Source organism: Amycolatopsis pretoriensis (genome assembly GCF_900107925.1).
GTDB classification, from domain to species: Bacteria; Actinomycetota; Actinomycetes; order Mycobacteriales; family Pseudonocardiaceae; genus Amycolatopsis; species Amycolatopsis pretoriensis.
This window is the reverse complement of sequence record NZ_FNUJ01000014.1, coordinates 182432-196530: the sequence shown is the minus strand read 5'-3', so window position 1 is coordinate 196530 and position 14099 is coordinate 182432. Positions and strand designations below refer to the sequence as shown.

At 69.0% G+C, this 14099-nt stretch carries 12 protein-coding genes; 10 read left to right on the top strand and 2 right to left on the bottom strand.

What is annotated here, in order from left to right; translation table 11 throughout:
* Positions 1-5 precede the first annotated feature (5 nt).
* From BLV96_RS44460 to BLV96_RS44445, 4 genes are all read left to right on the top strand, one after another.
* Entirely contained in the window at positions 6-308 is a 303-nt protein-coding gene (locus BLV96_RS44460; RefSeq protein WP_086677895.1) for a hypothetical protein, read from the top strand.
* Positions 308-1249, top strand: a complete 942-nt coding sequence (locus BLV96_RS44455) for a WXG100-like domain-containing protein (protein ID WP_086677896.1) — start codon at positions 308-310, stop codon at positions 1247-1249. The genes BLV96_RS44460 and BLV96_RS44455 overlap by 1 nt, the downstream gene beginning before the upstream one ends.
* A 109-nt stretch (positions 1250-1358) precedes the next feature.
* Positions 1359-1895, top strand: a complete 537-nt coding sequence (locus BLV96_RS44450; protein ID WP_158104160.1) for a DUF3558 family protein — start codon at positions 1359-1361, stop codon at positions 1893-1895.
* Between the two features lie 44 nt (positions 1896-1939).
* Positions 1940-2581, top strand: coding sequence for a hypothetical protein (locus BLV96_RS44445; RefSeq protein ID WP_143051128.1), 642 nt, complete (start codon positions 1940-1942; stop codon positions 2579-2581).
* A 102-nt stretch (positions 2582-2683) separates the two neighbouring features.
* On the opposite strand, the gene BLV96_RS44440 is transcribed toward BLV96_RS44445, so the two are convergent.
* Positions 2684-6460: a CHAT domain-containing protein gene (locus BLV96_RS44440; protein WP_167379929.1), complete on the bottom strand. Its 3777-nt coding sequence runs from the start codon at positions 6458-6460 to the stop codon at positions 2684-2686.
* 44 nt (positions 6461-6504) lie between these two features.
* Positions 6505-7278, bottom strand: coding sequence for a caspase family protein (locus BLV96_RS44435; RefSeq protein ID WP_158104162.1), 774 nt, complete (start codon positions 7276-7278; stop codon positions 6505-6507).
* A gap of 926 nt (positions 7279-8204) precedes the next feature.
* Here BLV96_RS44435 and fabG point away from each other — a divergent pair.
* The 6 genes from fabG to BLV96_RS44405 all read left to right on the top strand — a co-directional run bounded on the left by fabG (position 8205) and on the right by BLV96_RS44405 (position 14030).
* Entirely contained in the window at positions 8205-8966 is a 762-nt protein-coding gene (gene fabG, locus BLV96_RS44430; protein ID WP_086677901.1) for a 3-oxoacyl-ACP reductase FabG, read from the top strand.
* A gap of 5 nt (positions 8967-8971) precedes the next feature.
* The gene (locus BLV96_RS44425; protein ID WP_086677902.1) at positions 8972-9424 is read left to right on the top strand and encodes a MaoC family dehydratase; all 453 of its coding nucleotides are present in this window, start codon (positions 8972-8974) and stop codon (positions 9422-9424) included.
* A 102-nt stretch (positions 9425-9526) separates the two neighbouring features.
* Positions 9527-10543, top strand: a complete 1017-nt coding sequence (locus BLV96_RS44420; RefSeq protein WP_086677903.1) for a phosphotransferase family protein — start codon at positions 9527-9529, stop codon at positions 10541-10543.
* Entirely contained in the window at positions 10544-11767 is a 1224-nt protein-coding gene (locus BLV96_RS44415; protein ID WP_086677904.1) for an acyl-CoA dehydrogenase family protein, read from the top strand.
* Positions 11764-12942 carry an acyl-CoA dehydrogenase family protein gene (locus BLV96_RS44410; RefSeq protein WP_086677905.1) on the top strand — a complete coding sequence of 393 codons (1179 nt, stop codon included), beginning with the start codon at positions 11764-11766 and terminating at the stop codon, positions 12940-12942. Before BLV96_RS44415 ends, BLV96_RS44410 begins: the two co-directional genes overlap by 4 nt.
* A complete protein-coding gene (locus tag BLV96_RS44405) occupies positions 12939-14030 on the top strand; it encodes an acyl-CoA dehydrogenase family protein (RefSeq protein ID WP_086677906.1) in 1092 nt (363 codons plus the stop codon). The genes BLV96_RS44410 and BLV96_RS44405 overlap by 4 nt, the downstream gene beginning before the upstream one ends.
* Positions 14031-14099: the final 69 nt, after the last annotated feature.

The following is a 14099-nucleotide window of genomic DNA, read 5'->3' as shown; positions in this document are numbered from 1 at the left end:
GCACCATGACCGACGGTGCCGACATGGACGTGGACGGCGTCACCAACGCTATGACGGGACTCGAGCAGACCGGTACCACGTTCCACACGGAATGGAGCAACGCGACCGCGGCCGGCACCGGCGGGCTGGGTCAGGGACCGATGGGCGCTGCCTTCCTCGCCGGCTTCCGGCCCGGCGCCGAAGCCCTCGGTGACGCCGCCGCGAGGATCGCCCGCGGGATCCAGGACACGGCCGCGTCCGGGCACGGCTCGGCGGGCGACTACCGGGCCGCCGACGCCGCCGGCGGCGAAGCGCTCGGCGGCCGCTGATGGCCGTCGCGGAACCCGCCAACGAGCTGTGGACCGCCGTCAAGGCGATCGCGAACCCCTGGCCCCCGGACGACGAGGACCAGGTCGCCGACCTCGCCGACGACTGGCGCAAGGCCGGTGAGACAGCGAACCTGGCCGGCACCGAGCTGTCCGACCAACGCCAGGCCGCGCAGCAGGCATGGAGCGATCAGGCCGGCCAGGCGATGGGGCAGAACATCGGCAAGGGAGCCGTGACGCTCGAAAGCCAGCGCCAGGGCGCCGAGCAGCAGGCGGCGATGGCCGACCGCTACGCGCAGGCGTTGACGAGCGTGAAGAACGCGATCGTCCAGGCGGTCAACGCGAATCTGCCGGCCTACCTGCAGCTGGGCAACCCGATGTACGGCGCGGCCGGACAGGCCAAGCAGCAGGAGTTCGCCCGGCAGGTCGCCGCGCAGCTGCAGGCCCTGGTGGCAGCCCAGACGCAGGGGATGCACGCGCCGCCGGCCGCGCCGGACACCGACACCACGCTGGGCCAGGTCGGCGACATCGCGGGCGCGGTGTCCGCGGTCGCCGGCGGGCTCGCGCTGATCCCGGTGCTGGCGCCGTTCGCGGCGCCGGTGGCGCTGCTGGCGGGGGCGACGGCCCTGGCGGCCCACGGCGTCGACATGATCGCCACCGAGAGCTATGACGACCCGAACGCCTGGATCGGCCTCGGCGGCGACGCCGTCGGGCTCATCCCGGCCGGGCGCGCGGTGTGGGAGCTGGCGGAGCTCGCCCCGGCGGCCACGGGAGTCGAGAGAGCCGTGGAGGTCGCCGGCGGCGTTGTCGACGTCGGGCTGCAGGTACCGGGAATGGTGGACCTGGCGGTCGACGACGAGGGCTTGGACACCGTCAAGGACATCGCAGGCGGGGCCGGGCTCAACAAGACACTGCTACTGGAAGCGCTGCGGCGGCTGCGTTGATTCCCGGTGTTGATTCCCGGTGTTGATTCCCGGTGTGGCCGGTTGTGTCCATCCACCACTTTCGCCCACACCGCGTAGCTACGCTGGAACAATGAGATGGACAACGGCCGTGGTAACGCTGATCGCTGCCGCTCTGCTGAGCAGCTGCGATCATTCCGGGAACGAGCAAGCGCCTCCGGTGAGCGCCGAACCAGTGCGGCCTGCGAGCCTGCGGGAAGCCGATCCTTGCTCGTTTCTGCCGGAATCCGCGAGCGCGCCGTACGGGCTGCACCCTGGACAGTTGCACAAGGGAGAGGTGGTCCGCAGCTGCATGTGGCCGGCCGAGGCATTCTCGGTGGGGGTCTACATCAACTGGGATCCACAGGTCCTGGTCAATTTCAGCCAAGCTTATCCGTTACCGGCCGGAGAAGCAGTGCTCGATGGCGTGGCGGTCATCCTCCAGAAGAGCAGCACCATTCCGGCCTGCGGCATGGCGTTCCTCGCTGAACGGGGAACCGTCATCGAGGTCGTCTCTGGTGATCAACCTCCGGTCGTGGCCGACCGCGCGTGTGACCGCGTCAAGATGGCCGGCACGGAAGTGATACGCCGGATGCGCGAACAAGGTGTGCTGGACACGGCGTTCACCGCTGCACCGACCACCCGTTGAGAGTCGGGCGCCGGTCAGCGAGAGATGAACTGGGAGGGAGCTACATGGCTGTGGCGGCAGAGTCGTCCGACGAGGTAAAGCGGGTTCAGGTCTATGCGGGGCCCGCCGGCTTGCTGCTGTTGCTGTTGCTGTTCCTGGTGTTGCCCGCGGCCACGGCGTCGTGTTCGGCGCCCGCGGGCAATCCGGACGGAGCCGGGTCCGTCAGCGTGTCGGTGACGGGTGCCGATCTGGTCGTCGGCGGCGATCCCGGCTACACGGCCGGCGGGGTGTTCGAACTGTCTCCCGGCGGGAACGCGAGCATGGCGGACGAGGTGTCACCGCGGTCCGCGGTGAGAGGGTTCGGCATCGCGACGGTGGCCATCATGGGACTGGGTCTGCTGATCGCTCTCATCCGGGTCTGGCGCCTGCGCGCGGTCGTCACGGCGGTGGTCGCGTCGGTGGCGGCCGTGCTGTTGGTGATCGCCGAGTGGAAGCTGGTCGGCCAGCTGGTTTCGGTGGCGGAGGACATCGCGCGATTTCTGATCTACCTCCCCTCGACCCAGGGCATCGACGTGGTGGGGAGAGCGGATGAGGTGGTCGGCACCGGATGGGGCTTCTGGCTGACACTCGCAGGACTGGTGCTGATGGCAGGCATCAACTTGTTTCTGCTCGTGCGTTCCCGTTCCAGGCCACGCATCCCGGAGTGACAGCGTCCGGCGGGTAGAGCTGCGCGGGCCGGCTACGACGACCTCTTCAGCTTGGCGGCAGGAATTACGGCTGACGTCGCCGGCCTGTTGCCGCGGTCGAGGTCAACCACCGAACGGGCCGGTCAGCCTGTTGTAGGTGCCGAAGTCCAATCCCATGGTGTACGGGAGCTGAGTGAAGGTTCGTTGGTAGAGTTCCGGTGCCTTGCCGACGAACATCGAGATCTCGCCGAGCCACGGTTCGCCGGTTTCGGTTAGCTCGATGACACATCCCGACGTGTCGAACTGGATCCGGGTGCGCGGGCTCGCCGTCGATTTCGGGGTGTACACGACCATCAAGGGGATCAGGCCCGGTTCCAGTTCGACCGAGACGTCGTACCGAAGAGTCCGGCTGCCCCAGGTCTCGACGTAGAACCCGCCTTCGTTCTTCGCCGGGTCCCGCAGGGAAGCTCGCTCCTGGCTGATTCGCACGTCCCGGTCGTCCGCGAGTTCGTACACCGCGACACCAGCCACCACGACGGCTTCAGACTGATCGTCACCGAGCGATGGGCTCAGGCAGTAGACAGTCGCCGGCGCGGTCCACTCGCCGCTCACGTCTTCCCGATAGGTGGTGACCTGGGTATCGACCGAGAAGTCACCGTCGATGGTCACTCGGCCGGCCCGGGTGAGCGACCCGTCGGCCGCCAACTGCTTGATCGCGGCGGTGTTGCGGGGGTGCGCGGCGTTGGCCAGCAACTCGTAGTCGGGCCGGGTTTCCCCCTGCGGCCAGGCTTTCTGTGCGGTGTACCCGCGCAGTGCCAGCCGCCAGTCGCCACGGGCGGCCAGCTGCTGCCAGATCGACGTGGTGTTGTCCCAGATGTCGGTGTTCGGTTCGCTCAGCACCGCCCGCACGGCCGGCTGTGCCTTGAGGATGCGACCGAGCCGGCCCGAGTACTCGAAGAAGGTCCGCAGTCGCTTGTTCTCCGGCCGCTGTTGGTACGCCTTGAGCGCGACTCCCGCCGCGAAACTGCAGTTGCGCGCGGCGGCCTCGAAATGACGTGCCTTGAAGAGCACTTCGGCGTTGTTCCTGGCGCAGGACAGTGAGCGGTCGAAGTCGCCGTGTTCGTAGTACCAGACCGCGAGTTCGTTGATCGGATTCGTCGGCCGTACCCCGAGATCAGTCATGGTTCTGGCGATCTCGGCGCTGGCTTCCCGTGCGCGATGGTGGTCTCCTCGGCTGGCGTTGTACGCGGCCAGCGCGCCGAGGATGTCGCTGCGATGGTCGGCTCTGCTCACCAGAGGTTCGATCGAGTTCGTCAAGCGGAGTGCCCGGCGCGCGAGTCCGTCGGGGACCGGCTCGCTGTTTCGCGCCGCATCGCGCAACCGATGCGCGGCGGCGACGCACTCGGCGTACGCACCGGTAGGATCACTCGAATCCTCGACAGCACCGCGCAGTCGCGCTGCGGACTCCTGGCTTCCGAGCCTCTCGTGGAGTTCGGCGAACTGGCGGAGCACCCTCGACCGGCTGACTCCCGAATCCTGCAGCAAATCGATCTCGTGAAGGTCACCGGATCCGCCGGCCGCGCGGGCCGGTACCTTCAGGCCGGTCTTGACCTGCGCTATCAGCACGTCGTCCGGCACATCGCGGTCAGCATCGAGGTCGTCGGGCCGGGCGATCAGGGACGCGGCGACACGCAGCCACCGGCGTGCCTTCGCGGCGAGAGCAGGCTCGTTGACCTCTGCGAGGACAACACCCACCGGGAGGGCACACGCGGCGGCGAACATGTAGTAGCGAAGAGCGTGCGCCAGATCGAACGACGCGGTGGGGATGCCGCTGCGCTCATCCGACGAGATCAGGTCCTGGAACGCGAGGTCGGCGAGGTCCGCCAGTTGGTGTGCGATCGCCCGGCCCCGTTCGTACGGGGCCACCCGTCGAATCGCGAGCAACAGGTTGATGCTCTGCCCGGCCAGAACGGAGTCGATGTCCGCGACGGACGCCTGCGCCATCGGTGGCGGCAGGTGAAGTTGGAACTGCTGCGTCGGCTTGACCAGGGCCAGGAAGCGTTCCCGTAACGCCGGCACAGTCACCTGGTGCAGCGCCTCGGCTTCGTCGATCTTGTTGGCGCCGACCAGGTTGTGCATGCACTCGAACAGGGTGAGGAGCATCCTGGTCAGCACGGTGATGGTTTCGTTCTCGTCCACGGTGGCTCGGGAGGACACCCGGGTGTGGGGAAGACCGACGTACAGGTAGGCGGCCGCATCGGGGTCACCGCTGACGGCATCCTTCACCGCGGCCACCAGTTCCTGCCCGTGCAGGTGGCCGGCGACGCGTTCACCCACCCGGATGGCGAGGTCGTTGGCGACCGGCCAGAGCGTGCCGACGACGGCTCGTGCTCCCGCGGCGACGAACGCCGATCCCGTGCTGGTCCAGCTCCCGCACGAGTTGTTGATCACGACCGGCCTGCCGCGCATCCGCCAGTTCCGGATGGTCGTGTCGTGAATCCGCTCGTTGACGCCGTCGTCGAGGTAGTCGTCCCGGCCATGCGCGATGATCAGCAACAGGTCGGTGTCGACGGCGTGCACCAACTCGTGCAGAACCCGGTGCAGCGCGCGTTCCGCGGACAGGACGAGCGGCGCGGACAGTCCACCGGCCAAGAGTTCCTCGTACGCCGCGCCTTCGGTCGCCACCGCGCCCAACGCGTCGAACACCACGCCCAGTGCGACCGGCGGCACTGGTTGTCCTGCGTGGCCGAGTAGCCGGGGTACGAGCGTGCTCGCGGTCTGACCGGGCAGGTGCGCCACGGCGTAGCGGTCCATCCACTTGGCGCCGTCTTGCGTCGGCGTCAGGTGCAGCGGGAGTTCCTGGGTGAAGACGGTCAGCGTGGTGGCGTCCGGCATGCGTAGCGGCTCGGGCACCGCCTCGTTCGCGCGGTGTGCCAGCGCCGCGGCGTCGGTGAACGGCCCGACGTCGCCGACGGGTGGCAGGAAGGCGATCCGGCAACCCCACAGAGACGCGTAACCCACCGCCTGACTGATCAGCAGCTCGGCGGACGAACTCTCACAGACGACAAGTTCGTCGGTCGCGCTGCCGAAGATCTCCAACGGGGTGCCGAGCACGTCCGGCAGCGCCCATTCCGCGGAGCCGTCGCTCAGGGAGAGCTGATCCACGTCGGCGAACCGCAACCGCGCGCCCGAGGCCACGGCGAGCGCGAGGGCGGGTCCGAAGGCCTCTTCCCGGTCGGGAGCGACCAGCGTCAGCCGATCTGCGTCACCCACACCGGGTTCGTCGTCCTCGAATCCGACGCTGACGAGGTGCTTGACGGTGAGCTCGGCCAGCAGGTCCGGCATTTCGGTGCGGTCGCCGACGACGAAAGACGGCACGAACCCGGTGCCGTGGTCGGCCCGCGCCATGATCGCCGCACGCTCGTGCCCGGCGCGGGCGATGATCACCGTGTCACGGACTTGCGGCACGGACTGGTGGATCTCGACCAGGAACGACACCGTGCCGGGCTGGTCACTGGTGACAGCCTGGAACGTGGTCCCGTCGTAGGTCCATGGCAGCGTGGTGGACACCGACAGCACGACACCAGGCGCCGGCTCGAACGTATCGTCGTCGTGCCTCGGGCTCTGCCACCCGATGCGGTACAGCGCCTGTTCCGGCAGATCCACGTGCAACCTGGCCGCGAACGTGCCGGTCTCGGCGTCTTCGACCCGCTCGTAGCGCAGCGTCCTGCCGAACTTGTCCGGCATCATCATGTACGGCGGGGTCGTGATGCCGCCGACGACCATCGTGGACTTCTCGCGCGGCGCCGCCGCGAGGTCGACCAGTTCCGACTCGACGAACTCGACGATCTCACCACGGCGGGCCCGGTCGCACAGTCCGCTGATCGTCCAGCCGTCCAACAGGAAATAGATGTGGTTGTACTCGCCGAAGTAACCCATATCCCTCACCAGAGGTAAGGAAGCCGTGCCCGCGCGGAACGGCCGTTGATCACTGGGACCTGTTGCCCGCCGGTGTCGTCGGCGACGGCCGCTGCGACTTCCTCGTACAGTCGGTGCACACCGACGGTGTACCCGTCGTCCGCCGTGGTGGGCCCCTTGAGCAGGTAGTGCGTGAACACGCCGTGGCCGAGGGTGCGTCTCTCGCGGGCGACCTGGTCATCATCGCAAGCGCCGATCATCAGTCGCCCTTCACCCAGGTCCAGGTCTTCCAACGAGATCATGCGGCCGTCCCGGGCCGCGGCACGTGCGGCTCTCAACCGCGGTCCCTCGAACGTCCGGCCACCGGCTCCGCCGCTGAAGCACGCGTCGATCAGCATCAGCACCAAGGGCGGACGGGAGATCCGTTCGAACAACCACGGGAGCTCCCGCTCCATGCTCAGCCCGGTCGCGTAGACGTTCTCGTACTCGGTGTCGTGCAGCACGAGGTAGCGGCCGACCTCGTCGGGACTGGGATTGGTCTCCGGGCTGCCATGACCCGCGAAATACAGCAGTACCACGTCGTCTTCACCAGCGTCACGGACGAGCCGTTCACCGATTTCGACCTGAATGTTCCGCTTGGTCGCGTCCTCGTCCAGCAGCAGCGTGACGTGGCGTTGCGCCGGGTGTACTTGCTCGATCAGGTCGGCGACGGCTTCCGCGTCGGAACGAGCGTAGTGCAGATCTCGGATCCGCTGGTCACGGTAACGATCTATGCCGACAATGACCGCGCGCAAGGTCACCACGCCCTCCTGACGCCGGGACCCCGGACGATATCAGTCAAACTGCGATCACGACTCACACGGTGTTCGCCACCACCCGGCCTTCGACCAGCTACACCAATATTTTTGTTTTGAAACAGCAGGGCATTATCGCCTACGCCCACAGCGACACCGCCATGTCCGATTACTGGCCCGAACCGCACTCCGGCGACGAAGAACGCATTCAAGAAAGCAGTGTGCGCCGGCCAGGTCACTTTGGCGGCCGGGCAGAACGCCGATCGAGGGCATCGGCCGGCTGGGGGAGGGCGCTGACCTCCGCCGGATTCATGTCCGCCCCCTGCAGCCGGCATCGCCGTCCGGAGAAGGCCGCCGGACAGCGTCGGGCACCGTACTCAGCGCCGCCGACCGGCTCGAACAGGCTCCTGGTGAGCCCGTCGTGTCGGCGACGCGTGCGCGGGTTCGCGAGCTTCGGTCGAGGATCGCTGTGCGGCCGTTGATCGGTCGATGGCCCGGCAGAACCAGCGTGGACCGAGCCCGGTGGTGTCGGCCGACCTGCCGCGCCGAGGCTTGTGCATCTTGCTCCATGCGAACTCGTACGGCGTCCGGGCCTGCTCGACGGGGTCGAGGTTCGCGGGGCGCGGTCACTCGCCACCTCGTGCCTCGGCACCGCCTGGCGGACGTGACGCCGGGCGTGATGGTCCCGGCCGGCGTGACCGAGAGAAGGCGTGCCCCTACAGGAGCGTGTCGCGGCAAGTCAAGAGCGCGGTGGAGCGGACTACCTGAAGCGGTTCCCCCGAGCGGAGCAGCAAGGTTGCCGTCATCCGCCACGACTATGATCCTGCGCATGCTGTCGCCACTTCGGGGAGCAGTCACGCGTATCCTCCACAAACCAACCGCTTAGTAGGCTCGCGGGCACGAGCCCGCTTCTCAACGACGAGGAGGTCCCCGTGACCGATTCCCCTTCCCGTGTCGCCGTGGTCACCGGTGCCGGCCGTGGCATCGGGGCCGCCGTGGCCGCGCGGCTGGCCGATGACGGCTTTGCCGTCGGGTTGCTCGACCTGGACGAGGCCGGTGTCAAGCAGGGCGCCGAGGCCATCGTCGCCAAGGGGGGCAAGGCCGTCGGCGTTGCCCTCGATGTCAGTGCTGCCGAGCAGGTCGAGGCCGCCGTCACGCGCGTCGCCGATGAGCTCGGCCCGCCCGTCGTGCTGGTCAACAACGCCGGCATCACCCGCGACAACCTGATCTTCAAGATGACCGAGCAGGACTGGGACTCCGTCCTCGGCGTGCACCTCAAGGGCTCGTTCCTGATGACCCGCGCGGTGCAGAAGTACATGACGCAGGAGAAGTACGGCCGGATCGTCAACCTCTCCAGCACCTCGGCGCTGGGCAACCGCGGCCAGGTCAACTACTCCGCCGCGAAGGCCGGCATGCAGGGCTTCACCAAGACCCTCGCCATCGAGCTGGGCAAGTTCAACGTCACGGCGAACGCGATCGCGCCGGGCTTCATCGCCACCGACATGACCGCCGCGACGGCCGAGCGGATCGGGATGGGCTTCGAGGAGTTCAAGGCCGCCGCCGCGTCGCAGATCCCCGTGCAGCGCGTCGGTACGCCCGATGACATCGCGAACCTGGCGTCGTTCCTGGTCAGCGAGGGCGCCGGGTTCATCTCCGGCCAGGTCATCTACGCCGCCGGCGGACCGAAGGACTGAGGGCGATGCGCGAGTTCGAGAACCTGGACGCCTTCGCCGCCGCGGTCGGTGAGCACCTCGGGTACAGCGAGTGGCTGAAGGTCGCCCAGGACCGGGTGAACCTGTTCGCCGACGCCACCGACGACCACCAGTGGATCCACGTCGACGAGCCGATGGCGACCGCGGGCCCGTTCGGCGGCACCATCGCCCACGGCTTCCTGACGCTGTCGCTGCTCTCGGCGTTCGGTCCGAAGATCTACAAGGTCAACGGCATCAAGATGGGCATCAACTACGGCCTCAACAAGGTCCGCTTCCCGCAGCCGGTGAAGGTCGGCTCGAAGGTGCGCGCCGGGGCCGAGCTGGTCGAGGTCACCGACATCCCGGACGGCAAGCAGGCGGTGTCGAAGTGGACGGTCGAGATCGACGGCGAAGCGAAGCCCGCTTGCGTCGCCGAATGGGTGACGCGGTTCCTCGCGTGACGTCGCCGGTGCGGAGCTTTCACGTGAAAGCTCCGCACCGGCTTCTCTCTGTACGTCATACCGACTAGTCGGTATGCTCCCCTCGGTGAAGAGGAGAACCGCATGAACCCGCCCGGACTCGACCTGGACCGCCTGCGCGCCCACCTGGACGCGCACCGGCCCGGCCTGGTCGCCGGACAGTTGTCCGCGGACGTCGTGGAGGGCGGCCGGTCGAACCTCACCTACGTGGTGGGCGACGGCCGCTCGCGCTGGGTGGTGCGCCGCCCGCCGCTCGGGCACGTGCTGCCCACCGCGCACGACATGACCCGCGAGTTCCGCGTGATCTCCGGCCTGCGCGACACCGCCGTGCCGGTGCCCGAGGCGATCCTGCTCTGCGAGGACGCCGACGTCATCGGGGCGCGGTTCTACGTCATGAGCTTCGTCGAGGGCACGCCCTACCGGACCGCGGACGAACTGGCGGAACTCGGCGAAGGACGCACCCGGGCCATCGCCGACGCGCTGGTCGACACGCTCGTCGACCTGCACGCCGTCGACCCGGCCGCGGTCGGGCTCGGCGACTTCGGCCGGCCCGACGGCTTCCTGGAGCGGCAGCTGCGACGCTGGAAGAAGCAGCTCGACGCCTCGCGCAGCCGCGACCTCGACGGCATCGACGAACTGCACGACCGGCTCGCCGCGGCCGTGCCGGTGTCCGGGAAGCCGTCGATCATCCACGGCGACTACCGCCTGGACAACGTGCTGGTCGACGGAGGCGACGAGATCTCGGCGGTCCTCGACTGGGAGATGTCGACGCTCGGCGACCCGCTGACCGACCTCGCGCTGCTGGTGGCCTACGCCGAGCGCGACAAGGTGTCGCTGCAGTTCGTCTCCAACGCCAGCTCCGCGCCGGGCTACCCGACGACCGACGAAGTCGTGCGGCGCTACGCCGAGCGTTCGGGGCGGGACGTCTCGCAGCTGAACTGGTACGTCGGCTTCGCGTTCTTCAAGCTCGCCGTGATCCTGGAAGGCATCCACTACCGCTACACGCAGGGCAAGACGGTCGGCGCGGGCTTCGAAGGCGTCGGCGCCGGTGTCCCGCTGCTCATCTCGCACGGCAACGAGATTCTCAAAGAGGAGAAGTAAATGGACTTCGCGTTCGACGAGAAGACCGAGGAGCTGCGCGGGAAGCTCCTCGAGTTCATGGACTCCCACATCCACCCCGCCGAACCGGTTTTCGAGCGGCAGCTCGCCGAACGCGACGACCCGTGGGCCATCCCGCCGGTCATGGCGGAGCTGAAGGCCGAGGCCCGCAAGCGCGGCCTGTGGAACTTCTTCCTCCCCGGCGACCACGGCGCGGGCCTGACGAACCTGCAGTACGCGCCGCTGGCGGAGATCACCGGCCGCAGCATCCGGCTGGCGCCGACCGCGCTCAACTGCGCCGCGCCGGACACCGGGAACATGGAAGTGCTGGCCATGTTCGGCAACGACGACCAGCAGAAGCAGTGGCTGGAACCGTTGCTGGACGGCGAGATCCGCTCCGCGTTCGCGATGACCGAGCCGGACGTCGCCTCCTCCGACGCCCGCAACATCGAGACCGCGATCCGGCGTGACGGCGACGAATACGTCATCAACGGCCGCAAGTGGTACATCTCCGGGGCGATGAACCCCGCGTGCAAGATCTTCATCGTCATGGGCAAGACCGACCCGGAAGCCGCGCCGCACAAGCAGCAGAGCATGATCCTGGTCCCGCGCGACACCCCGGGCCTGACGGTCAAGCGCGGCATGCACGTCTTCGGCTACGACGACAGCGACCACGGCGGCCACGCCGAAGTGCTCTTCGAGGACGTCCGCGTGCCGGTCGAGAACCTCATCGCCGGCGAGGGCGACGGCTTCGCGATCGCCCAGGCGCGCCTCGGGCCGGGCCGGATCCACCACTGCATGCGTGCCATCGGCATGGCCGAGCGCGCGCTGGAGCTCATGTGCAAGCGCGCGATCTCCCGCGAGGCGTTCGGGAAGCCGATCGCCCAGCAGGGTGTCGTGCAGGACTGGATCGCCGAGTCGCGCGTGAAGATCGAGCAGCAGCGGCTGCTCGTGCTCAAGACCGCGTGGCTGATGGACACCGTCGGCAACCAGGGCGCGCACACCGAGATCCAGGCCATCAAGATCTCGACGCCCGCCGCCGTCGAGTGGATCCTCGACAAGGCCGTGCAGGTGCACGGCGCCGGCGGCGTCAGCCAGGACTTCCCGCTGGCCGCGATGTGGGCCGGGAACCGCACGCTGCGGCTGGCCGACGGACCGGACGAAGTCCACAAGCGCTCACTCGCCCGGCGTGAGCTGAAGAAGTACCTCTCGGAGGGCGCCAAGTGAACGCCGAAGACCTGACGCGCCAGGCCCGCGAGTTCCTGGCCGCGCACGACCCCGCGACCACGGACCGGATGGACTTCCTGCGGGCGCGGTTCGACGCCGGGCTCGCCTGGATCCACTTCCCCGCCGGGCTCGGCGGGCAGAACGCGCCGCGGGCACTGCAGTCCGCTGTGGACAGCGTGTTCACTGAAGCGGGCGCGCCGGACAACAACCCGCGCCGGATCGGCATCGGCCTCGGCATGGCCGCGCCGACCATCCTCGCCTTCGGCACGCCGGAGCAGCACGAGCGCTTCCTTCGTCCACTGTGGACCGGCGAGGAGGTGTGGTGCCAGCTGTTCTCCGAGCCGGGCGCCGGCTCCGACCTCGCCGCGCTGGGCACGCGGGCCGTGCGCGACGGCGACGACTGGGTCGTCACCGGCCAGAAGGTCTGGACGTCGGGCGCGCACGAGTCGCAGTGGGCGATCCTGGTGACGCGCACCGACCCGGACGTCCCGAAGCACGCCGGCATGACGTACTTCCTGTGCGACATGACCGCGCCGGGCGTGGAAGTCCGGCCGCTGCGCCAGATCACCGGCGAGGCCGAGTTCAACGAGGTGTTCCTGACCGAGGTCCGGATCCCCGACAGCCAGCGCCTCGGCGCCGTCGGCGAGGGCTGGAAGGTCGCGCAGACGACGCTGATGAACGAGCGCGTCGCGATCGGCGGGCACGTCCAGCCGCGCGAAGGCGGGCTGATCGGCATCGTCGCGAAGACCTGGCGCGAGCGGCCCGAGCTGCGCACGCCGGAGCTGCGTGACCGCCTGGTGCAGCGCTGGGTCGAGGCCGAGACGCTGCGGCTGGCCGGCACCCGGCTGCGCCAGCAGCTGACCGCGGGCGCGCCCGGTCCGGAGGGCTCGGCCATGAAGGTCGCGTTCTCCGAGCTGAACCAGGCACTGACCGGCCTGGAGGTCGAGCTGCTCGGCGAGGAGGGCCTGGCCTACGACGACTGGACGTTCCGGCGTCCGGCCATTGTGGACTTCACCGGTCGCGAGGCCGGCTACCGCTACCTGCGCGCGAAGGGGAACTCCATCGAGGGCGGCACCTCGGAGGTCCTGCGCAACATCATCGCCGAGCGCGTGCTGGGGCTGCCCTCGGAGCCGCGCGTCGACAAGGACGTCGCCTGGAAGGACCTCCCCCGATGAGTGACCTGCTGTATTCCGACGTCGAGGAAGACCTCCGGGCGTCGGTCCGGGACCTGTTGAAGGACAAGGCTTCGGCGGAGGCGCTGCTGGCGCGCGTCGAGACGGCCGAGGGCTACGACCTGAAGCTGTGGCGCACGCTGGCCGAGGAGGTCGGCGTGGCCGGGCTGGCGGTGCCCGAGGAGCTGGGCGGCCACGGCGCGTCGGCCCGCGAGGTGGCCGTGGTGGCCGAGGAGCTGGGCCGCAGCGTGGCGCCGGTGCCGTTCCTGGGCAGCGTCGTGCTGGCGACGACGGCGCTGGTCCGCGCTTCGGCGGGCGAGTTCGTCCGGCGGCTGGCGTCGGGTTCGGCGATCGGCGCGCTGGCGGTGCCGCTGTCGACGGCGCCGGGAGCGGGTTTCCCGTCGTCGGTGACGGCTTCCGGCGGCCGGCTCAGCGGCCGCGTCGGCACGGTGGCCGACGCGTCGGTGGCTGACCTGCTGGTCGTGCCCGCCGCGGGCCCGGACGGACCGGAGCTGTACGTCGTCTCGGCCGCCGACGCGACGGTGACGGAACTGGTGTCGTTCGACCTCACGCGCCGGGTGGCGGACGTGTCCTTTTCGGACGCGCCGGCCCAGCTCGTGGCGTCGGGCCCTTCGGCGGCCGCCGCTCTCGAGGAAGCGTTGCTGTTCGGGGCCGGGATCCTGGCGTCGGAGCAGACGGGCGTCGCCGAGTGGGCGTTGACGGAGACGGTTTCGTACTTGAAGGGGCGCTACCAGTTCGGGCGTCCGGTGGGCGGGTTCCAGTCGCTGAAGCACCGGCTGGCGAACTTGTACACGGACTTGGTGCTCGCTCGCGCGGCGGCGCGGTATGCGGCGGACTCGCTGGCCACGGGGACCGACGTGCCGATCGCGGTGGCGGTCGCGCAGGCGCGGGTGTCGCCGATCGCGGTGAAGGCGGCGGAGGAGGCGATCCAGCTCCACGGCGGCATCGGGATGACGTGGGAGCACCCGGCGCACCTGTACTTGAAGCGGGCGAAGGCGGATGAGATCGCGCTGGGGACGCCGGGCAAGCACCGGGCTCACCTCGCCGAGCTGGTCGATCTTCCCGCTTGAGCGTTGTCCGTGAAGGCCTCCTTGACGGGTTTCTTGACCGGGAAGGAGGCCTTCACGGCTTTCTGGGAA